The sequence below is a fragment of the Staphylococcus sp. GDX8P80P genome (assembly GCF_017893095.1).
Taxonomy (GTDB): domain Bacteria; phylum Bacillota; class Bacilli; order Staphylococcales; family Staphylococcaceae; genus Staphylococcus; species Staphylococcus borealis.
In genome coordinates this window covers 1-22,963 of sequence record NZ_JAESMI010000077.1, presented here as the reverse complement: position 1 = coordinate 22,963, position 22,963 = coordinate 1, and the positions used below count along the sequence as shown (strand labels likewise).

Below are 22,963 nucleotides of genomic sequence, written 5' to 3'. Positions count from 1 at the left end.
GCATGTCTCAATTTACAAATTATAAATTAATTCTTGAAGAATTAGATCGTACATTATCACACGTACAAGATGAACAGTATGATCGCTTTGCCAATGATGTGAATGGTGCGCAAAGAATATTCACTGCCGGTAAAGGGCGTTCAGGTTTTATGGCGAATAGTTTCGCAATGCGATTGAACCAATTAGGTAAAGACGCATTTGTCGTAGGTGAATCAACAACGCCATCTATTAGAGAACATGACTTGTTTGTGATTTTGTCTGGGTCAGGTTCAACTGAGCATTTACGTTTATTAGCTGAAAAGGCACAATCAGTAGGTGCTAAAGTTGTATTATTAACAACAAACCCTGATTCTCCGATTGGCGAATTAGCGGAAACAGTTATTGAATTACCTGCAGGTACAAAATATGATGTTGAAGGTTCTGAACAACCGCTAGGCAGTTTATTTGAACAATCCTCATTATTATTCTTAGATAGTGTTGTATTAGGATTGATGGAAACCTTTAATATTAATGAAGAAGAAATGCAAAATAATCATGCTAATTTAGAATAAATAAATATTTGAGGACTGGGATATTAAAAAATGTCTCAGTCCTATTTTTATATAAATAGGAATATTAAAAAGAGTTTAGAAATTTAGCTACAAATGCATGTAACAAGTATATATAATAAATAGTATATTATGTATATATTTAAATATTAATTTTAATATCAACTATGTAAAATACTTATAAAAATTAGTTTTAATTAACTGAAGAATGAAATGAATTTAATGTGATTTTTAACAATAGATAATGAATCATTATTAAAGGCGATAGGATGAGGGATATGGTATATAATAAAAAGTTGATTGAACAGTTATTAGAAGGATATTGGTATCGAAAACCCCAAGATGGATGGTATGTAGATAATATTGATATTAATAAACAACAAATAAAGAATTATAGTCATGATGGCTATAAAACACTATTTATAGCGATAGATTCAGAGACTTGGCACAGAGGTTCTGGAAATACTGGAATTTATGCAGGTTGGAATGATACACATCAAAATTTGAAAGAATATGAGACGTATATGAGTGGTGTTATTGCACGCCATCCTATTGAAGATTTAAATGAGAATATTCCGCAATTCATCATGAATGATACATATAGTGCGATACGTAAGTTAGGGCAATTTTCTTACGAAGTATTTAAGGGGAAAACGATTGAAATTACTGGAACAGCAGGTAAATCTACTTGTAAATCTTTATTAAAAGAGTTATTGAGTGAAAATAATTCTGTTAATGCGACAAGAGGTAATCATAACACTAGAACTGGAGTTCCTCTAACTATTGCAAATGCTATAAATCAACCAGACTATTTAGTATTAGAAGTTGCAGTGTCAAGTTTATGGATGAGAAATGGTGGTATTGCTAAGACATTCGTTCCAGATATTGCAATGATTACATCGATTGATGGTGGACAGGAGAAAAATGCTCATGAAATAGCAGTATTAAAATCAAAAATTGCTGAAGGAATGAACCATTTAGGGAATGTAGTGGTTAATCGAGATATGAATGAGTATGAAACTGTTGTTCAAACAGTAAAACAATACAATAAAAATATTATTACTTATGGTTTTAATAAGGATTCAGATGCTTATGTAATAAGATATGAAGAATTTAAATTCCATTCACACGTAGATGCTTATATTATAGGAGAAAACATATCATTCGATACACAATTGTCAGGAGAAGCAATGATTCAAAACATTGTAGGTGCATTAACAATCATTAAACTGTTAGGAATATCTTGTCAAAGTGTACTTTCTCGTTTAGAACAATATAAGCCAAATATGGGGGTACAGAATTTTGAGGAATATACCACAAAGAGTGGCGATAATTTTACATTAATTAACGATGCTTGGAATGCTATGGGAATCTCTATGCTTGAAGGTATTCGAGTATTGAAAAAAAAGTCTAAATTTTACAAAGGTAAAACGATAGCGGTATTAGGACGAATTATAGGATTGGATCCACAAGAAGCCAAAAGACAGCATGAACTTATAGCCGATGAACTCATTAAAGCAAATATTGACATTGTATTTGGTCATGGTAAAGAAATGAAATATGCTATGAAAAAATTACCTAAAGAAATTATTGGAGGTTATTATGAAAATGCAGATCAATTAGCAATTGAAGTTGCTAATATCATTCAGAATGATGACTTAGTTTTAATTAAAGGTTCTGTTAGAAATAGTGATTTTAAGAATGTTAAGAGTAAAATTATTTCATATACAACAAAAGGAGTACAGTTTAAGTTAACAGATACAATACCTAGTAATGGTTATGGTGTTGCTACATATAATGTTAAGTCAGGAATAAAAGTTGCAAGTATCGGTAAACAAGATGTAGTTCAAAATCAAGGAATTGGCGGAATATTGTTAATTAATCATATCTTGGATTTAATCTTTGCCAATCAACTAGAGTTGCATCAAACTTATAAGCCCGATAGACAAGCAATTAGAGAAAGTGTCAATTCTAGAGCGATTCCCTTGAAGCAAAATGATGAAATTACTTTAAATGATTTATTGTCTGCTGCAATTGTTACATCTTCTCCTAATGCAATTTTGATGTTGGCAAATACTGTTAAAGGTTCGAATAAAGAAAGTTTAGAAGTAATTAAAAAGTCTGCACAAATGATTGGTGCTCATTCAGAAAGTGCGCTTAATATTACTGGTAGACGTATTAAAGGTAAACGTCAGCATTTAACGCTAGAGGATTTATATTTAGCAAGTAAATTACTCTTTAATAAATATCCATTCATTAAAGATATTTTATCAAGAAATAATTATGTATTTAAAAATAAACTTTATAAATCAGAATCAAATTTATTTAGTTATGGAATTGCTTCTCATGGGATTTTTTATGGACAAGAACATTCAATAGGAGCAATATTATCAAAAATCGATGGTGAAGAATATATAACTGTAGTTATTGGGGCGCGAGATGCGTTCCACCGAGATGCATTGATTTACAATTCCATTATGCAAGTTACTCAAAATGAACTACAACCTTCAGAAAGTGTAACAATTAGTGAAAATCGTAATACACCATATACCATCAATATCATAGGTGACACATATTTCGGAGAATTTTATACAGAAAGACGTCGACGTAAAGGTATTGATGACGCCTTAACATTGAAAAATCGACATTACAGTTTTGATGGTATTCGTGACATTTTAGAAAAAGGAGATTTTAATGTTTGTAATTTCGAAGCAGCAATTTCCGACGATAAAAATGATTATCTGAAACAAAGAAAGCCATTTGTTTTAAATGCTTCTGAAGTACATACAGTTGAAACACTAAAAAAAGAAAATATACAATTAGCTACGTTAGCCAATAATCATTTAATGGATTGTGGTGTAGAAGGGTTAGAACGTACAGTGAATCATTTTAATTTAAATGGAATTTCAACAATTGGTGCAGCTATAAATCAGAATGAAGCAGAGAAGCCATTTAATATTATAGTTAACAATCAAAATTATGCGATATTTAATGCATATTGGTATAGACGACCAATGCATCGTGAATATGATTTTTATGCAATAGGTAATGAACCTGGAGTAGCATGTTTAAATCCCTTCTTATATGAAAAAATTCGTGAAATGAAAGATAGTGGATCCAAAGTGATTGTTATCGCACATTGGGGTGTCGATTTCGGGAGTGTTCATGCTAAACAACGAGAATATGCAAAAATGTTGCAACAGGCTGGGGTAGACCTAATTATTGGCCACGGCGCACATATGATGCAAAAAATTGAATATATAAATGATACGACTGTAGTGTATAGTATTGGTAATGGTGTATTTAATAGTAATGGGGAATATGACCAAAGATATGTACCACCATATAGTTTTATAGCACAATTAATTATAAGTTCTAATAATCAATTGAAACTAAAGCTATATCCGATTTATGGGAATAATCTAGAAACGTTCTGGCAACCACGCTTTCTTACTGAATTAGAATTTAATCATTGTAGAAAAATGTTGGAGCAATATAGTGGAAAGCTAGATATCATTAATGGTCGAGATGATCATTTTTACTTTGAAGTACCATTAAAAATTAATTAAATTAACTTTTAAATTTTATTAACCTTCCTTATGTAATTTTGGAAGGTTTTTTATAGTGTGATTTATAGCGCAATACAAATTTTCATTTAAATATAAGAGAATTAAATTTGAATAAATGTTAACATAATATAAAAATAAGTTAACATTAAAGGTCGAAAGAGGTCATATGATGCTAGAAATTTTAAAGCGACTTGAATATTATGCTCAAGTACAACCGCAGTCTATTGCGCTTCAAATTGATGATGAAAGATTAAGTTATGAGGCGTTATACGAAAATATATGCTACTATACCGTGACGTTGCCAATGTTTCAAAGTGGATGTAGGGTAGGCTTGCTGAGTGACTCACCTATAACGAATATGACAAATTATTTTATTATTTTAATGATGGGCGGTGTGCCATGCTTTATAGATGCCAAGTGGACACAAGCAACAATTGATGAACTCATAGAGACGTATCACATTGAATATATCGCCACAGCTATCGCCAACTTTGAACCGACTGTATCGTATGGGACATATAATCAATATATGAATGAACAAGCGAAGGTAGAACATATACTACATATTGGCTTTACCTCAGGGACTACAGGACTACCTAAGGCATATTACCGAAATGAACTTTCATGGGTTGCATCATATAAAGAAAATGAAGCTTTATTACTTAACCAAGAAAAAATTTTAGTTGCGCCTGGTCCACTCGCGCATTCATTATCATTGTACACTTGCATCTACGCGCTTTATTCGGGAAGAACATTTATTGGACAAAGACAATTCAACACACATCGCTTGATACCAATATTAAGGCAACAATATTCCAATATAGCGTTATTTCTTGTGCCAACAATGTTACATCAATTATTAACTACCGAATCGAAATTAACATGTATTACATCTATATTGTGTAGTGGTTCGAAATTATCAGAACCATTGTTTAAAGCAGTGACACAACAGTATGAACACGCCAACATCATTGAGTTCTTTGGAACATCGGAAGCAAGCTTTATTACATATAATTTTAATCAAACAGCGCCAACGCATTCGGTCGGACAAGTGTTTCCGAATGTTTCAATTCAACTTGAAGAACAAGATGAACGGCATATTGGATTGTTAAAGGTTCAAAGTAATATGACTTATTCAGGCTATGTTAATGCTGGGGTGGTGCAACCTCAAAATTGGATAGAGACAGGCGATTACGCCTATGTAAAAGATAAGTATCTTTATTTAGTGAGTCGTCAAAGCGATCGCCTTATTATTGGAGGTAAAAATATATACCCCAGTGTGATAGAGCAACAAGTGAAATTATTAGATGGAATTGAAGAAGCGGTTGTCATTGGTGAACCACATCGTCAGTTTGGTGAAATTGCTGTATTAATCTATCTCGGAGATCGAGCACTCACATATGCAACGTTGAAACATTATTTACAACAAACGTTATCAAGGTATGAAATACCATCTAAGATTGTGAAAGTCAGTAAACTGCCTTTTACGAATAGCGGCAAGGTAGCACGGCGTAAAGTACAAGCACTTTATTTAAAGGGGGCATTTAAATCGTGAGAGAAGCAGTTATAGTGTGGGCTAAGCGGACACCATTTGGTAAATATGGAGGCATGTTGAAACATTTAGAACCTGAAGCCTTATTGGTGCCACTTTTTCAAAATATAAAGGCAAGTTTTCCTGAAATTATAGATCAAGTGGATGATGTAGTATTAGGCAATGTGGTAGGCAATGGTGGCAATATTGCTAGAAAGGCAGTACTAGAGTCTGGCTTAAAGTATACTATTCCTGGTGTTACAGTGGATCGACAGTGTGGTTCGGGACTTGAAAGCATCATCTATGCGTGTCGAATGGTGCAATGTGGAGCTGGACGCGTGTATATCGCAGGGGGTGTAGAAAGTACAAGTCGTGCGCCTTGGAAGATGAAACGCCCTCAGTCAGTATATGAATCACAGTTGCCACAATTTTATGAGCGCGCATCATTTGCACCTGAAGGACAAGATCCAGGCATGATTGAAGCAGCTGAGAACGTGGCGCAACATTATAATATCTCTCGGCAGCATCAAGATGCATTTGCAGCACGGAGTCATCGATTGGCAACAACACATTTTGATAATGGTGATATACAATGTGAAATTCTACCTTTAAAGGTTAAGGGGAAGTGGTTGTGTAAAGATGAAAGTTTGAAACCAGCGTTAACTGAATCACGTTTGCAACGATTAAGACCGCTTATATCGAATGGTACAGTAACAGTTGGAAATAGCTGCATGAAGAATGATGGTGCTGGGCTAGCTTTAATTATGGATAAGGAAATGGCTATAGCATTAGGCTTGAAATACGGCATGGTGTTTAAAGATGCTGTTACAACAGGTGTGGATCCAACGTTACTAGGAATTGGACCAGTACCTGCAGTTTCACAATTATTAAAGAAACAGCAATTAAATATTGAAGATATCCAAGCGATTGAACTTAACGAAGCCTTTAGTTCACAAGTACTTGCATCCATAAATGAGCTGCATGCATGTATAGAGAAGGTAAATCAATGGGGTGGTGCGATTGCTACAGGACACCCATATGGTGCAAGTGGCGCGGCATTAGTTGCTAGACTATTAAACTTGCCTAAGTGGCAGTTAGGAATTACTACGATGGGCATAGGAGGAGGTATGGGTAATGCAATTCTCTTTGAAAAGTGGAACCAGTGAAATGATAACAATTGAATTTCATGAGCATGATGTGCATAGTTATTGTGATGTAATCGGTATGGCGTATGATGGCATCGTTCCACCATTAATGTGTGCTAAACTATGGCCTAAATTTAAAATGTTCCAAGTTTTCAAGGGGAAGCCGATACGACTAGTCCGTACTAATGTTGAGAAATTTGAAAATTTAGAAAGTGACATGCAATATTGTGCATATTTAACGTATAAAAGTTGCGATAAAATAAAACAATTTAACCGTTTTATCTTTAAATTAGAAATTAATAAAAATAATAAAACTTGTATGATTATCGAACAAATATTTATTTCTGGGGAGGGAATATATGGTTTTTAATAAAGAGTTGGTAGATCAATATTTAAAAATTGTTGATGATGAAAATCCAATTCATAGCGATATTGTACCAGGACAGTTCATCGTTGAAAAGGTATTTTCAATGTTAGATCAACACTGGGATAAATATAAAATTAAATATCTTGAAAGCATTGGTATCAATGAGTTTGTGGGATTTGAAGTTGTTGGAAAGAATAAAATTATTGTTTCGAATAAATCAGGTGGGGTAAAACTAGTTATAATTAGAAATTGATAAAAATATTATTTTCTAATTATAACTTTTTTTGCTTTTATTAAAATTTTGAAAGCGTGTACATAAGAATATTGTTAAATTCTGCAATATGAATAATATTGTATTTTTGAAATTAATATAATTTTTAGTAATTTGACAACATTCATTAGGTCTGTATAATTATGTAACATAAACAAAAGGAGTGTTACAGGTCATGGATTTTAAAAAAGATAGAATTAACATGGTCGATGGGCAAACAGCGAAGAAAACAGTGTTTGCTACAGGTATTGGTAACGCCATGGAATGGTTCGACTTTGGTGTCTATGCGTACACTACAGCGTATATCGGTGCGAATTTCTTTTCACCGGTACAGAACCCACAAATTCAACAGATATTTACGTTTGCCGCATTAGCAATTGCGTTCCTATTACGACCAATAGGCGGGATCGTATTTGGTATTATTGGTGACAAATATGGACGTAAAGTTGTATTAACTACGACAATTATTTTAATGGCTTTATCAACATTAACGATTGGTATTTTACCAAACTACGATGCGATAGGCTTATGGGCACCAGCGCTCTTGCTACTTGCTAGAGTGTTACAAGGTTTCTCTACTGGTGGGGAATATGCAGGTGCGATGACTTATATTGCTGAAATTTCACCAGATAAGAAACGTAATAGTTTAGGTAGTGGTCTTGAAATTGGTACACTATCGGGTTATATTGCTGCTTCTATTATGATTGCATTATTAAGCTTCTTCTTAAGTGATGCACAAATGGAAGCTTGGGGTTGGAGAATTCCATTTATCCTAGGATTATTCCTTGGTTTATTTGGACTTTATTTACGTCGTAAGTTAGAAGAATCTCCAATTTATGAAAATGATGTACAGGCACCAGAACGTGACGATATAGGATTCTTTACAATTATTCGTTATTACTTTAAAGATATCTTAGTATGTTTCGTAGCAGTTGTCTTCTTCAATGTAACTAACTATACAGTGACTGCCTACTTACCGACATACTTAGGACAAATTGTTAAGATTGACCAAACAACAACAAGTGTATTAATTACTTGTGTTATGGCAATTATGATTCCATTAGCTTTATTCTTCGGTAAATTAGCAGATAAAATCGGTGAGAAGAAGGTATTCTTAATTGGTACTGGTGGTCTGACACTATTAAGTATCGTTGCGTTTAGTTTATTAAATACGCAATCATTACCATTCATTATTCTTGGTGTGTTTATTTTAGGTTTCTTCTTATCAACATATGAAGCAACAATGCCTGGTTCATTACCAACAATGTTCTATACACATATTAGATATCGAACATTAGCGGTAACGTTTAATGTTTCCGTTTCATTATTCGGAGGTACGACACCTTTAGTGAACTCATGGTTAGTTGAATCAACTGGTAATATTTACGCACCAGCGTATTATTTAACAGCAATTAGTATTATCGGCTTTATTGTGATTGCAGTACTACATGTAAGTACTGCCGGTAAATCACTTAAAGGATCTTATCCTAATGTTGATAATAAAAAAGATTTACAATTTTATGAATCAAATCCTAAAAAAGCATTATGGTGGATTAAGACTAAGAAAAATAAAAACGCATAGTAATTATCAATTAAACGCATTGATGCACGTTCGCATCAATGCGTTTTTTAATTCATTTAACTTTAAATAGAAGTACTATAAATAATTAGCTACGTAAAAATATAGCGTCAATGTTAGCAAAGCTTAAAGTTACGCTCTAAGCATACGAGGGGGGACAATCCTCGTCTAACATCGACGCTATTTAAATAAGGTGAGTTTAGGAATGATTAATGACTTTTAAAGTTACTCAATAGTATTAGGGGGCATAAGAACTTTTAAGTCAATTTTGGGAATAATTCATCTGTTTGAATTCTCAATTTGGAAAACACTTTTACTGTGCTTCTTGATGTCTTAATGACTTAATAACCTAGTTTCATGTTATCAAGGTCATTTTCTAGTAGAGAGAGCAATTTATAGATTTCATTCTTGTTAAACGTTTCATCAAATTTTACCGTAATTGTCTTGAAGGTTTTCGTAATGATTTCGTACATTGGGATACCATTCTCTATATTTTGCTTGTAGATAATCATGATGTGTAATTCCTCCTTTGTCTCTCTACACTTAATATAGTAAAGCAATTTTAAAATAAAAACATGAGCCCAAGGTACCAACTTTGGATACAACGTATAGCCTATCACTTTCTACGACTTAATACCTAGAATTTATAATAAGCCTAAATTAATGTGAATGACTTTAATAAAAATACCTCCTCAATAAATGATCTTAAAAAAGACTTTATTGAGGAGGTTAGTTTGAGTTAATAAAAATTAAGTGTTTACTATTATACTTCTGTTACCTCTACATCGATATGTTCAACGCGGTTATATGCGCCGTGATCTACAGGACCTACGAAGTCGTTCATTTTCCAGCCGTATTTAATTGCTGAAGCAACAAATGCTTTCGCACTAATCACAGCTTCTTTAGGTGATTTGCCATTTGCTAGGTATGCTGTTGTAGCAGCTGCAAACGTACAACCAGCACCGTGGTTATAGCTTTGTTGGAACATGTCTGTAGTTAATTGATAGAACGTATTGCCGTCATAGTATAAGTCGTAAGATTTATCTTGATCTAACGCTTTACCACCTTTAATAATAACGTGTTGTGCACCTTGATTGAAGATGATTTCTGCTGCTTTTTTCATGTCTTCAATAGAAGTTAATTTACCTAAACCAGAAAGTTGACCAGCTTCAAATAAGTTAGGTGTGACAACAGTTGCTTTAGGTAATAAATGTTCAATCATTGCGTCAGTATTTCCTGGGTTAAGTACTTCATCTTCCCCTTTACATACCATAACAGGGTCGACTACGAAATATTGTGCACCTGATTGTTCAAATGCTTCACCAGCACGTTTAATGATTTCTTGTGTACCTAACATGCCTGTTTTAACTGCATCTGGACCAATTGAAATCGCTGTTTCTAATTGTTTTTCGAATAAATCCATTGGAAGAGGTGTCACATCATGTGACCAAGTTTCTTTATCCATCGTTACAACAGCAGTTAAAGCGACCATACCGTATGTGTCTAATTCTTGAAATGTTTTAAGGTCAGCTTGCATACCAGCGCCCGCACTTGTATCTGAACCTGCAATTGTTAATACTTTTTTTAAAGCCATGTACATTCACTCCCGACAATTTCTAATCTATGTCTAATCATAGCATGTTTATCGGACAACGTGCTAGCTTGAAGTAATGGATGAAATCAATAACTTATAAGGTGCGCATTATGTTAAAATATGGCTTGAGGTGAAAGCGATGGAATGGTCAGAAATATTTCACGATATTACGGAACGACACGATTTTACAGAGATGCATGATTTTTTAGAAAAAGAATATACGACGCAAATTGTCTACCCAGATCGAGAAAATATTTATCAAGCCTTTGATTTAACACCATTTGAAAATGTAAAAGTAGTGATATTAGGTCAAGACCCTTATCATGGTCCAAATCAAGCGCATGGTTTAGCGTTCTCGGTACAACCCAATGCCAAGTTCCCACCATCATTAAGAAATATGTACCAAGAATTAGAAGATGATATCGGATGTCACAGAACATCACCCCATTTACAAGATTGGGCACGTGAAGGCGTCTTATTACTAAATACCGTTTTAACGGTACGACAAGGCGAAGCGCATTCTCATAAAGATATTGGATGGGAAACATTTACAGATGAAGTCATTCAAGCGATTTCGAAACAACGTGAGGATGTTGTGTTCATATTATGGGGGAAACCTGCACAACAGAAGATTAAATTAATTGATACATCCAAACATTATATTATTAAATCACCACATCCAAGTCCTTTATCGGCGTATCGCGGATTTTTTGGTTCTAAACCATATTCAAAGGCGAATGATTATTTAATAAGTAAAGGTAAAACACCTATAAATTGGTGTGAGAATGGGGAGGTTTAAATGAATAAAGCACAAGTAATTCAGTTGATTGAACAAGAATTAGTGCAAGCTGATGAGGCGACGAATGCGCAACAATTTGAGAAACATATGTATGCAATCCATACACTAACGTCGATCTATGCCAATGGTGACAGTAAGTCGGCGTCTTCTAAGACACAAAGTCAAGATTTTACCAATACGGTGACGCCGTCATTTTCAAAGGTAAACCAAAGTTCTAATACATCAACGTCACAAAATAAATCTAAAGTGACAGCTGCAGAAATCGAAGCGATGGGTGGAACAGTTCCAAATACCATGAAATCGACACAGAATAATCACTTACCGTCTAATACGATGATCACGGACGATGAAATCGGTAATGGCGAATCCATATTTGATTTTTAAACTGAATAAGGAGAATGAAGAGATATGATGAAATTGTTTATAATACTAGGTGCGTTATGTACGATGATGTCAGTTGGTACTGGGGCGTTTGGTGCGCACGGACTTGAAGGTAAATTATCGGATAAATATATGTCAGTTTGGGAAAAAGCGGTAAATTATCAAATGTACCATGGATTAGGATTAATCATTATTGGGGTGATTAGTGGTACAACATCTATTAATGTGAATTGGGCAGGCTGGCTACTCTTCCTAGGTGTTGTGTTCTTTAGTGGTTCATTATATATTCTAGCTTTAACACAAATTCGCATTTTAGGAGCGATTACACCTATTGGTGGCGTATTATTTATTGCAGGTTGGCTTATGCTTATCATTTCTACATTTAAATTTGTAGGGTGATATTTAATATGATTTAAAGCCTTTATGTCATTGAATTTAAATAGTTAAACACTTATATTGTATCAATACTATAGATTAAATAACTCACCTTTGGGGTATATAGCATACTTGAGGTGAGTTTATTTTATGAGCAAAAATAATAAAAATCAGAATATAGATCGAGGCGATTTGAAACAGAACCTCTCTGAAAAATTTGTATGGGCGATTGCTTATGGTTCATGTATTGGTTGGGGTGCCTTTATTTTACCTGGAGATTGGATTAAGCAATCGGGACCAATTGCGGCATCTATCGGTATCGTTATTGGTGCGTTATTAATGATACTTATTGCAGTGAGTTATGGCGCTTTAGTAGAGCGATTTCCAGTTTCAGGGGGCGCCTTTGCATTTAGTTATTTAAGTTTCGGAAGATATGTTAGTTTCTTCTCATCATGGTTTCTAACATTCGGCTATGTATGTGTGGTTGCACTTAATGCGACTGCGTTTAGTTTATTAGTGAAATTTCTACTCCCAGATTTGCTTAATACTGGGCGATTATACACGATTGCAGGCTGGGATGTTTACATAACTGAAATCATTATTGCAACAGTATTATTACTTGTGTTTATGTTTGTAGCCATTCGTGGCGCAAGTGTATCTGGTTCATTACAATATTACTTTTGTGTAGCTATGGTCATCGTTGTCTTACTGATGTTCTTTGGCTCATTCTTTGGTAATAATTTTGATTTTAATAATTTACAACCATTAGCCAATCCAAGTACAGGCTGGTTTACATCTATTATTATGATTGTGGCAGTAGCGCCATGGGCTTATGTTGGGTTTGACAACATTCCCCAAACTGCGGAGGAATTTAACTTTTCACCGAATAAGACGTTTAAATTAATTGTTTATAGTTTGCTTGCAGCGTCATTAACTTATGTCGTTATGATTTTATATACAGGTTGGTTAAGTACGAATAGTGCAAGTTTAAATGGTAATTTATGGGTGACAGGTGCAGCAACACAAACTGCCTTTGGTTACATTGGCTTAGGTGTATTAGCTATAGCGATTATTATGGGTATTTTTACAGGTTTAAATGGCTTCTTGATGAGTGCCAGTCGATTACTCTTCTCGATGGGGCGTTCTGGAATTATGCCAACTGCGTTTAGTAAATTACATTCTAAGTATAAAACACCTTATATTGCGATTATCTTTTTAGTAGCTGTAACTTTAATTGCGCCTTGGTTAGGTCGTACGGCATTAACATGGATTGTTGATATGTCGTCAACAGGCGTATCGATTGCTTATTTTATTACATGTTTATCTGCTGCTAAGTTATTTAGCTTTAATAAAGAAAGCAATACGTATGGGCCTGTCTATAAGACTTTTGCCATTTTAGGTTCGATTGTATCGTTTATCTTCCTTTTATTATTATTAGTGCCTGGTTCACCGGCGTCATTGTCAATGCCGTCTTATATTGCGTTAGGCGGATGGCTAGTGATAGGATTGATTTTCTTTGTGATTCGCTATCCGAAATTAAAGAACATAGATAGTGATGAATTAAGTCGATTAATTTTAAATCGTTCTGAAAAAGAAGTTGAGGATATGGTAGACGATACCTATAAATCATAGAGTGAAAAAAAGTTCAATTTTAAAAGCGCGGGCTCAATGAGCCACGCGCTTTTTTAATATCATATATATAATCAAGGACGTTAAATTCTTTTTCGTGTTCTTGCAAATCCAGATAATATAATTTTAGAAATTTGGTCTGCAAATAATAAGCCAAGTGCAATGGCACCTGCAATCAGTGTGACTTCAAGCATTGTATTAATCGCTTTACTAAAGTCTAATAGCACCAAATTCTTAGTTGCATCAAATGCAAGGCCACCTGGGACAAGTGGAATGATGCCAGGTACCATGAAGATAATTGCCGGCTCTCTCTTTGTACGAGCCATATAATGACTAATTAAACCTAGTGCTAAACTACCAAAGAAACTTGAATAAATGGTATGTACATTTAACCCTTGAAAGAAGAGAATGTAAACCATCCAACCACAGGCACCTACAAACCCACATGAAAGATAGAGCTTTCTAGGCGCATCGAAGATCACACAGAAAAATAGTGAAGCGGTATAACTAAAAATTAAGTTTAATATCCAAAACATTCATTCCCACTCCTAAACTAAGATTAATACTGAGCCAACGCCAGCGCCAATACCAAAAGCGGTGACAAGTGCTTCTAAGGATTTCGTTGTAAACATAAGCATATGGCCACCAAATAAGTCTTGTATGGCATTGGTTATAAGCACCCCGGGAACGATTGGCATAACAGAGGCGATAATAATGGTTGCGAGGTCTCCGGTAGGTAATAAGTGATGTCCCAGTACCGATATAATACCGATAACAAGCGAACCTAGAAATTCTGGAATGAATTGCGCATGTAAGCGTCTATCTAAAATTTCAACGACAAGATAGCCTAAACCACCTGCTAACAGTGCTGTGATAACATCGATCAGTTTACCATCTTGTAAGTACAAGAAACTAATCGCGATAATAGCCGCAGCAATCCCTTTAAATAATAAGCTACTATCTCGTTTAGCAACATATATATTTTCAAGCTTTAGTTTAGCTTCTTCAAGTGTAATAGCACCTTTAGTTATTAAACGTGAAATTTCGTTTGTTTGTGAAATTTTAATGAGATTGGTATCTCGTGAGTTAATTCTAAAAATTCGAGGGTAAGATTCGTTGTGTAATGTAAATTGAATGACAGTATTAGTGACAAAGCTATTACTTTCAGAATAGCCAAGTTTACGCGCAATACGAGTCATCGTATCTTCAACACGTGTTCCTTCTGCACCCGATTCTAATAATATACGTCCAGCCATCATGACGACGTCTTTGATTAATTTTTCATCTGCATTTTCATGTATTTGTGTATTATCCATTTCATCACCATTCGTTAAGATGTATTCATAATTATAGTCAATCAATCTGAGATATTAAAGCTATTTAAACTTATGTTGTCATATTAAATCGACTAATTCATTTAAAGTCATACGTTTATAGTAAGTTGTTATAAACATGCGTGAAGGCATTATTGAATGTATGTCGTTAGAGGATTTACTAAAAAGTAAGTTGGCATTCAATGACTACAACGCATACGCCATTCTGCACAATGAAGACAGTATACCATTAAAGTAGTCGAGATAAATCAAAGCGTGTATATTAATCAAAATAGTATAAAATTGCAATATATTTAAAATGAAAATTATATAGAAACTCATTCTATAATGTTTCAAAATATTACAATTTGGTTAAATAATAATTAGTTAGCAATTTATGAGTCATATTGGGTAGCGACAATATGACTATGGTTGTTAATGTTCAGAGTAGTAATTAAGTTCTCCCAAAACGCATACTACACTATAATAGCCTGAGACATCGCATGTGTCTCAGGTTGTTTTTATTGTGGACTTGTGCACGACTTTACTAGACTATATTTTTCCCTAAATGGTCGTCGATTAAACTATGATTAGATGAATCATAGTGAATATTGCAGTTCGATATCATAGTGTTAATGGGAGTATTTAAAACGGAGTTCTATCTTTAATAAATAAGAAGTTGGGAGCGGGACAGAATTCATTTGAATTCGTCGTCCCACCCCCGCAAGGATGACTAGAACTGAGAAAAGCATGATTTAAGCGCCTTCTCAGTTCAGTCAGCTACTGCGAATTTGCAAAATAGCTGCATTATATTATTTATGTCTCAGCCTCAACAAGTTATACATAAACAAGTAATAGGATGATTTAACAATAGATTAGATAGCGAAGAAGTGTTCGAAAGCATCTGTTGTTAAGATATGACCAATGTAGAACCCACCAAATTCACCATATCTAGCGGTTGTTTCGTCAAAACGCATTTCATATACAATCTTCTTGAATTGTAGTACATCGTCTGAGAATAGCGTTACACCCCATTCAAAGTCATCGAAACCAACTGATCCAGTGATAAATTGTTTGATTTTACCTGCATATTGTCGGCCAATCATACCATGGTTATACATTAATTTCTTACGTTCTTCCATTGGTAACATATACCAGTTGTATGTTTCATTACGACGTTTATCCATCGGGTAAAAACAAATATATTCTGTTCTAGGTAATTCAGGATATAATCTTGCTCTAATATGTGGATTTTGATATGGATCTTCATCCGATTTACCTGCTAGATAATTACCTAATTCAATAACTGATACGTATGAGTAAGTTTGAATTAAGAAATCAGCAATACGAAGTTTATTGAATTCATTCTCAATCTCATTTAATTCTTTCATTTCCGGACGTAAATACCATAATAATATGTCGGCTTTTTGACCAGTAATATTATATAGTGCATAGTCACCGGCTTGTTGTTCTCTGGCGCTAGCTTTATCGTTAATGAATGTCTTGAATTCATTAATCATTGCTTCACGTTCGTCCTCAGGCACTAGTCTGAATGTTGCCCAATCAACAGCATAGAATAAATGAAGACTGTACCAACCATCTAAAGTTTCAGCTGCTTCACTCATGTGTATCGCTCCTTCGAAAATTGATTATTATTGTTTAATACAGACTAAATTTTATCATAAAGAGAATTAGTAAACATACTTAAATGATTACAAATTAGTGAAATGGAAATATCAATACAAATACAGTATAATTAGGTTGCAAAATATTATTATGAAATTATTTAGGAGGGCATTATGTCTAGTTTATTAGATGTATTACAAGAGAAACTTTCAGGAAAAAATGTCAAAATCGTATTACCTGAGGGTGAAGATGAGCGTGTGTTAACAGCTGCTACACAATTACAAGCAACTGACTATGTAACACCTGTCGTTTTAGGTGACTATGACAAAATTAATTTATTAGCTAAAGACAAAGGATTAGATGTTTCAGATATCGAAATCATCAATCCATCTACAAGTGAACTAAAACCAGAATTAGTTAAATCATTCGTTGAACGCCGTAAAGGTAAAGCGACTGAAGAACAAGCTGAAGAATTATTAAATAACGTTAACTATTTCGGTACAATGTTAGTTTATGCTGGTCATGCTGACGGATTAGTAAGTGGAGCTGCGCATTCAACTGGAGATACTGTTCGCCCTGCATTACAAATCATTAAAACAAAACCAGGTGTATCTAAAACTTCTGGTATCTTCTTTATGATTAAAGATGACCAACAATATGTATTTGGTGACTGTGCAATCAATCCAACATTAGAATCATCTGATTTAGCAGAAATCGCTGTTGAAAGTGCGAAATCAGCTAAAAGCTTCGGCATGGACCCACGCGTTGCGATGTTAAGTTTTTCAACTAAAGGTTCAGCTAAATCTGACGATGTTGATAAAGTTGCAAATGCAGTTAAATTAGCTCAAGAAAAAGTAGAATCTGAAGGCTTAACAGATGTTGTCATTGATGGTGAATTCCAATTTGATGCTGCCATTGTACCTTCAGTAGCAGAGAAAAAAGCACCAGGTGCTAAAATCCAAGGTAATGCAAATGTCTTTGTATTCCCAAGCTTAGAAGCTGGTAACATTGGATACAAAATTGCGCAACGTTTAGGTGGATTTGACGCAGTTGGTCCTGTATTACAAGGTTTAAACTCACCTGTTAACGACTTATCACGCGGTTGCTCAACTGAAGACGTTTATAAATTATCAATCATTACAGCTGCTCAAACATTACAATAATGGATTTAGCAAGCAAGTACTTTAATGATATTGATTGGCGCTATGTAGATCATTCATCTGGTTTAGCGCCAATGCAATCATTTGCTTTTGACGATACGTTTTCAGAAAGTGTAGGTAAAGATTTATCATGCAACGTGGTTAGAACGTGGATCCACCAACATACAGTTATTCTTGGTATCCATGATTCTCGTTTGCCATTTCTTAAAGATGGTATTCGATATTTAACGGATGACATTGGTTATAATGCCATTGTGAGAAACTCAGGTGGCCTTGGCGTCGTGTTAGATCAGGGTGTGTTAAATATTTCTCTTATTTTCAAAGGTCAAACTGAAACGACCATTGATGAAGCATTTACAGTGATGTACTTATTGATTTGTAAAATGTTCGAAAATGAAAATGTTGAGATAGATACACGTGAAATTGAGCATTCATACTGCCCAGGTAAATTCGACTTAAGCATAGACGGTAAAAAGTTTGCCGGCATTTCACAACGACGTGTTCGAGGTGGTATTGCAGTTCAAATATACCTCTGCGTTGAAGGTTCAGGTTCAGAACGTGCAGAAATGATGCGTGTCTTTTATGAACATGCGCTAAAAGGTGAAGTAACTAAATTTAAATATCCAGATATTCAACCTGAATGTATGGCATCACTTGAAACACTCCTTGGACGAGACATTAAAGTGCAAGATGTAATGTTTCAACTATTGCATGCGATTAAAGATTTAGGTGGTAATCTGAATATGGATCCCATCACAGAAGATGAATGGTCACGTTATGAAGGTTATTTCGACAGAATGATAGATCGCAATGAGAAGATGAATCGTTCAATAGAAGGAAATTAAGCGTGAAACAACTTTTAAAATAAAAAATTTGATACAGTTAAAGGAGACTTTCTATTACTTTTATATAGTTTAGAAAGTCTCCTTTTCATTTGAATAAATGTAAAGTTTAGTGGAATTATATATCAAATTTATTATAAATTGCTATATTCCTATTACTTTTTATAGTAATATAGTTTAGGTGGATTAATATAAAAACAATGTATATTGCGTGTCATCATCATGCGCAGAGAGTGGGTTCAAACCGCGGAATGGATCGATCAATCGTAAACCATTGACATAGCAGTATGTTAGAGATTTTAAATTTTAGGGTATAATTATTTTTAAGTTTTAAAGTAAATAATTTGAGTCTATTTTTAATCAGTTTGCAACAAACGCAAAAATGAATTTAGACGAAGACAAATGTCATTAAAGATAAATTTACGTATATATACATCGATAAAAATCGATAAATCAAACACCAAGTTACTTAAGCATACATAGAGTTGGCAGATTAAGGATATATGCATGATACGTATGTCCACTGATCTCGAAAATAATTTTTCAGAAAGAATATTAAAGGTGAGATATCATGGTACAACGTGGCTATGGGGAGTCTAACGGCAAAATAATATTAATCGGGGAGCATGCAGTCACATTCGGTGAACCTGCAATTGCGATTCCGTTCACTTCAGGAAAAGTAAAAGTCTTAATTGAAAGTTTAGAAAAAGGGAATTACTCAGCAATTCAAAGTGATGTCTATGATGGACCACTTTATGATGCGCCAGAACATTTGAAATCGTTAATAGGGCATTTCGTTGAAAACAAAAAGGTAGAAGAGCCGTTATTAATTAAAATTCAAGCTAATTTACCCCCATCTAGAGGGTTAGGTTCAAGTGCAGCAGTTGCTGTAGCTTTCATAAGAGCAAGCTATGATTATTTAGGTTTACCATTAACGGATAAAGAATTATTAGAAAATGCAGACTGGGCAGAACGTATTGCACATGGTAAACCAAGCGGTATAGACACAAAGACGATTGTGACAAATCAACCTGTTTGGTATCAAAAAGGTGAAGTTGAAATATTAAAGACATTAGATTTAGATGGCTATATGGTTGTTATCGATACAGGTGTCAAAGGTTCAACTAAACAAGCAGTTGAAGATGTCCATCAATTATGTGATAACGACAAAAATTACATGCAAATTGTTGAACATATTGGATCTTTAGTGTATTCAGCAAGTGAAGCCATTGAGCATCATAGTTTTGATCAATTAGCAACAATCTTTAATCAATGTCAAGATGACTTAAGAACATTGACAGTAAGTCACGATAAAATTGAAATGTTTCTTCGTTTAGGAGAAGAAAATGGATCGGTCGCTGGCAAGTTAACAGGTGGCGGTCGGGGTGGTAGTATGCTTATCTTAGCTAAAGAATTGCAAACAGCTAAGCGTATTGTCGCTGCCGTTGAAAAAGCTGGCGCACAACATACATGGATTGAGAAGTTAGGAGGATAAACCATTGAAAAAGAGTGGTAAAGCACGCGCACATACGAATATTGCACTGATTAAATATTGGGGTAAAGCAGATGAAGCATTAATTATTCCAATGAATAATAGTTTGTCAGTTACACTAGACCGTTTCTACACTGAAACGCGTGTTACATTTGACGACACATTGACTGAAGATCAGTTAATCCTTAACGGGGAAACTGTAAACGCTAAAGAAAGCGATAAGATTCAACGTTATATGGACATGGTTCGTAAAGAAGCAGGTATTTCAGAACATGCACTTATTGAAAGTGAGAATTTTGTTCCGACAGCTGCAGGATTAGCGTCTTCAGCGAGTGCGTATGCTGCATTAGCTGGTGCGTGTAATGAAGCTCTACAATTAGGTTTGTCTGATAAAGACCTTTCACGTTTAGCACGTCGTGGTTCTGGTTCAGCATCGCGAAGTATTTATGGCGGATTTGCTGAATGGGAAAAAGGGCATGATGATGAAACGTCTTATGCACACCGTGTTGAATCCGACAGTTGGGAAAACGAATTGGCTATGATTTTTGTAGTCATTAATAATAAATCTAAAAAAGTATCTAGTCGCTCGGGCATGTCATTGACACGTGATACGTCTCGCTTTTATCAATATTGGTTAGATCATGTTGAACCAGATTTGAAAGAGACAAAAGCGGCAATTAGTCAAAAAGATTTCAAGCGTATGGGTGAAGTGATAGAAGCCAATGGTTTACGTATGCACGCTACAAATTTAGGTGCACAACCGCCATTTACATATTTAGTACAAGAAAGTTACGATGCAATGCGCATCGTTCAGGAATGTAGGGAAGCGGGTTTACCATGTTACTTTACAATGGACGCGGGACCTAATGTCAAAGTATTGATCGAGAAGAAAAATCAACAAGCCATCGTAGATAAATTTTTACAAGCGTTTGATCAATCAAAAATCATCACAAGTGATATTACACAATCAGGAGTCGAAATAATTAAGTAAGGAAGAGATATAATGATTCAGGTGAAAGCACCAGGAAAGCTTTATGTAGCAGGCGAATATGCAGTGACTGAGCCGGGATATAAGTCTGTCTTAATTGCGGTCGATCGATTTGTGACTGCTACGATTGAAGCTTCAAATGAGGTAACAGGTAAGATTCACTCAAAGACACTACATTATGAGCCTGTAACGTTTAATCGCAATGAAGATAAAATAGATATCTCTGATGCCAATGCTGCGAGTCAATTAAAATATGTTGTAACTGCGATTGAAGTTTTTGAACAATATGCAAGAAGTTGCAACATTGAATTAAAGCACTTTCATTTAGAAATTGACAGTAACTTAGATGATGCTTCAGGTAACAAGTATGGGCTTGGCTCGAGTGCAGCTGTCTTAGTATCTGTTGTTAAGGCATTAAATGAGTTTTACGATATGCAATTATCTAATTTATACATTTATAAATTGGCGGTCATTTCTAACATGCGACTACAAAGTTTAAGCTCATGTGGTGATATTGCTGTCAGCGTGTATAGTGGATGGCTAGCTTATAGTACTTTTGACCATGATTGGGTTAAACAACAGATGGAAGAAACTTCAGTTAATGAAGTACTAGAAAAGAATTGGCCGGGACTTCATATTGAACCACTACAGGCACCAGAAAATATGGAAGTGTTAATCGGGTGGACAGGTTCACCTGCATCATCACCACATTTAGTTAGTGAAGTCAAACGCTTGAAATCAGACCCTTCTTTCTACGGAAGATTCCTTGATCAATCGCATGCGTGTGTTGAAAACTTAATTTATGCCTTTAAAACAAATAACATTAAAGGTGTTCAAAAGATGATACGACAAAATCGCATGATTATTCAACAAATGGATAATGAGGCGACGGTTGATATCGAAACTGAAAATTTAAAATTATTATGTGATATTGGAGAACGTTATGGCGCTGCTGCTAAGACATCAGGAGCTGGTGGTGGTGACTGTGGTATCGCAATTATCGATAATCGTATCGATAAAAATCGTATTTATGATGAATGGGCATCTCACGGTATTAAACCGTTGAAATTTAGAATTTATCACGGACAATAATCATATTCGCACGCAAACGAGTGGGACTAAATTCAAATGTTGAATCAATGTCTTGCTCTTTTTTAATGAAAGTACGTATGACTTTTAATGATTTGCTTGAATTTTTTAGTAAAAGGAGTAAAATAATTAGAGTTAAATTCATTGATGCGTATGTAAAACTTTTAAAAAAATTATATAGCAATGACAATATAGAAAGGTAGGTGGCAAGGTGAAAAATAAATTCTTGATTTGTGATGAATGTCAGGCGGTTAATATTAAAACGTTGAAGAGAAAACTAGAGAAGTTAGATCCAGAAGCGGAAATTGAAATTGGTTGCCAATCTTATTGTGGTCCTGGACGTCGAAAAACGTTTGCTTTTGTCAATAATCGTCCACTTGCTGCGCTTACTGAAGACGAACTATTAGAAAAAGTCACAGCCCAGCTTAAAAAACCAAGAGATCCGGAAGAAGAAGAGCGTCTAAGAAAACGTAATGAAGAACGTAAACGTCGTAAAGAAGAACAAGACCGCAAGCTAAAAGAAAAATTAGCTAAACGTAAAGCGAATAAATAATTAAATGTTAGTATAAATTAAGCTATGAATGTATTCTAATCTGAATATTGTCGTAGCTTTTTTAATGTTAAAAAAAGAGAGGCTGGGAGATAATTCCTAGCAAAAATGCCAG

At 34.6% G+C, this 22,963-nt stretch carries 22 protein-coding genes; 17 read left to right on the top strand and 5 right to left on the bottom strand.

Features of this window, described 5'->3' with window-relative positions; genetic code table 11:
- The first annotated feature begins 2 nt into the window (after positions 1 to 2).
- From hxlB to KA858_RS07435, 7 genes are all read left to right on the top strand, one after another.
- The gene (gene hxlB / locus KA858_RS07465) at positions 3 to 551 is read left to right on the top strand and encodes a 6-phospho-3-hexuloisomerase (RefSeq protein ID WP_053031360.1); all 549 of its coding nucleotides are present in this window, start codon (positions 3 to 5) and stop codon (positions 549 to 551) included.
- A gap of 275 nt (positions 552 to 826) precedes the next feature.
- Positions 827 to 4,117, top strand: coding sequence for a CapA family protein (locus KA858_RS07460; RefSeq protein WP_204193990.1), 3,291 nt, complete (start codon positions 827 to 829; stop codon positions 4,115 to 4,117).
- Between the two features lie 169 nt (positions 4,118 to 4,286).
- A complete protein-coding gene (locus KA858_RS07455) occupies positions 4,287 to 5,672 on the top strand; it encodes a long-chain fatty acid--CoA ligase (RefSeq protein WP_204193992.1) in 1,386 nt (461 codons plus the stop codon).
- Positions 5,669 to 6,814 (top strand): acetyl-CoA C-acyltransferase, encoded by a 1,146-nt coding sequence (locus tag KA858_RS07450; protein ID WP_204193994.1) that lies wholly within the window; start codon positions 5,669 to 5,671, stop codon positions 6,812 to 6,814. The genes KA858_RS07455 and KA858_RS07450 overlap by 4 nt, the downstream gene beginning before the upstream one ends.
- Complete coding sequence (locus KA858_RS07445) at positions 6,783 to 7,163, top strand: protein VraC (protein ID WP_204193995.1); 381 nt, start codon at positions 6,783 to 6,785, stop codon at positions 7,161 to 7,163. Before KA858_RS07450 ends, KA858_RS07445 begins: the two co-directional genes overlap by 32 nt.
- Positions 7,153 to 7,413 carry a hypothetical protein gene (locus KA858_RS07440; RefSeq protein WP_204193996.1) on the top strand — a complete coding sequence of 87 codons (261 nt, stop codon included), beginning with the start codon at positions 7,153 to 7,155 and terminating at the stop codon, positions 7,411 to 7,413. Before KA858_RS07445 ends, KA858_RS07440 begins: the two co-directional genes overlap by 11 nt.
- Before the next feature lie 193 nt (positions 7,414 to 7,606).
- On the top strand, positions 7,607 to 9,013 hold the full coding sequence (locus tag KA858_RS07435; RefSeq protein ID WP_070854321.1) for an MFS transporter: 1,407 nt from the start codon (positions 7,607 to 7,609) through the stop codon (positions 9,011 to 9,013).
- 338 nt (positions 9,014 to 9,351) lie between these two features.
- On the opposite strand, the gene vraX is transcribed toward KA858_RS07435, so the two are convergent.
- A complete protein-coding gene (gene vraX / locus KA858_RS07430) occupies positions 9,352 to 9,522 on the bottom strand; it encodes a C1q-binding complement inhibitor VraX (RefSeq protein ID WP_011276668.1) in 171 nt (56 codons plus the stop codon).
- Positions 9,523 to 9,773: 251 nt separating this feature from the next.
- Positions 9,774 to 10,604 carry a bifunctional hydroxymethylpyrimidine kinase/phosphomethylpyrimidine kinase gene (thiD, locus tag KA858_RS07425; RefSeq protein WP_204193997.1) on the bottom strand — a complete coding sequence of 277 codons (831 nt, stop codon included), beginning with the start codon at positions 10,602 to 10,604 and terminating at the stop codon, positions 9,774 to 9,776.
- Positions 10,605 to 10,743: 139 nt separating this feature from the next.
- On the opposite strand from thiD, the gene KA858_RS07420 reads away from it, so the two are divergent.
- The 4 genes from KA858_RS07420 to KA858_RS07405 all read left to right on the top strand — a co-directional run bounded on the left by KA858_RS07420 (position 10,744) and on the right by KA858_RS07405 (position 13,791).
- Positions 10,744 to 11,403 (top strand): uracil-DNA glycosylase, encoded by a 660-nt coding sequence (locus KA858_RS07420; RefSeq protein ID WP_053031374.1) that lies wholly within the window; start codon positions 10,744 to 10,746, stop codon positions 11,401 to 11,403.
- Positions 11,404 to 11,787, top strand: coding sequence for a DUF5327 family protein (locus KA858_RS07415; protein WP_204193998.1), 384 nt, complete (start codon positions 11,404 to 11,406; stop codon positions 11,785 to 11,787).
- A gap of 27 nt (positions 11,788 to 11,814) precedes the next feature.
- Positions 11,815 to 12,183 (top strand): DUF423 domain-containing protein, encoded by a 369-nt coding sequence (locus KA858_RS07410; RefSeq protein WP_161632370.1) that lies wholly within the window; start codon positions 11,815 to 11,817, stop codon positions 12,181 to 12,183.
- A 126-nt stretch (positions 12,184 to 12,309) separates the two neighbouring features.
- A complete protein-coding gene (locus tag KA858_RS07405; RefSeq protein ID WP_107630108.1) occupies positions 12,310 to 13,791 on the top strand; it encodes an APC family permease in 1,482 nt (493 codons plus the stop codon).
- An 80-nt stretch (positions 13,792 to 13,871) separates the two neighbouring features.
- Here the strand turns inward: KA858_RS07405 and KA858_RS07400 are convergent, their stop codons facing one another.
- The 3 genes from KA858_RS07400 to hemQ form a co-directional block, all read right to left on the bottom strand.
- Positions 13,872 to 14,324, bottom strand: a complete 453-nt coding sequence (locus tag KA858_RS07400; protein WP_053031382.1) for a threonine/serine exporter family protein — start codon at positions 14,322 to 14,324, stop codon at positions 13,872 to 13,874.
- Positions 14,325 to 14,336: 12 nt separating this feature from the next.
- Positions 14,337 to 15,104, bottom strand: coding sequence for a threonine/serine exporter family protein (locus tag KA858_RS07395; protein WP_053031384.1), 768 nt, complete (start codon positions 15,102 to 15,104; stop codon positions 14,337 to 14,339).
- A gap of 872 nt (positions 15,105 to 15,976) precedes the next feature.
- The gene (gene hemQ, locus KA858_RS07390) at positions 15,977 to 16,726 is read right to left on the bottom strand and encodes a hydrogen peroxide-dependent heme synthase (RefSeq protein WP_204194001.1); all 750 of its coding nucleotides are present in this window, start codon (positions 16,724 to 16,726) and stop codon (positions 15,977 to 15,979) included.
- Positions 16,727 to 16,900: 174 nt separating this feature from the next.
- Between hemQ and pta the strand changes: the two genes are divergently transcribed.
- The 6 genes from pta to KA858_RS07360 all read left to right on the top strand — a co-directional run bounded on the left by pta (position 16,901) and on the right by KA858_RS07360 (position 22,851).
- Positions 16,901 to 17,890: a phosphate acetyltransferase gene (pta, locus tag KA858_RS07385; protein WP_053031388.1), complete on the top strand. Its 990-nt coding sequence runs from the start codon at positions 16,901 to 16,903 to the stop codon at positions 17,888 to 17,890.
- A complete protein-coding gene (locus KA858_RS07380; RefSeq protein WP_053031390.1) occupies positions 17,890 to 18,732 on the top strand; it encodes a lipoate--protein ligase family protein in 843 nt (280 codons plus the stop codon). Before pta ends, KA858_RS07380 begins: the two co-directional genes overlap by 1 nt.
- 568 nt (positions 18,733 to 19,300) lie before the next feature.
- Positions 19,301 to 20,224, top strand: a complete 924-nt coding sequence (gene mvk / locus KA858_RS07375; protein WP_053031392.1) for a mevalonate kinase — start codon at positions 19,301 to 19,303, stop codon at positions 20,222 to 20,224.
- Between the two features lie 4 nt (positions 20,225 to 20,228).
- On the top strand, positions 20,229 to 21,212 hold the full coding sequence (gene mvaD / locus KA858_RS07370; RefSeq protein WP_210135351.1) for a diphosphomevalonate decarboxylase: 984 nt from the start codon (positions 20,229 to 20,231) through the stop codon (positions 21,210 to 21,212).
- A gap of 12 nt (positions 21,213 to 21,224) precedes the next feature.
- Positions 21,225 to 22,301 carry a phosphomevalonate kinase gene (locus KA858_RS07365; RefSeq protein WP_210135350.1) on the top strand — a complete coding sequence of 359 codons (1,077 nt, stop codon included), beginning with the start codon at positions 21,225 to 21,227 and terminating at the stop codon, positions 22,299 to 22,301.
- 208 nt (positions 22,302 to 22,509) lie between these two features.
- On the top strand, positions 22,510 to 22,851 hold the full coding sequence (locus KA858_RS07360; RefSeq protein WP_070854315.1) for a YuzB family protein: 342 nt from the start codon (positions 22,510 to 22,512) through the stop codon (positions 22,849 to 22,851).
- Positions 22,852 to 22,963: the final 112 nt, after the last annotated feature.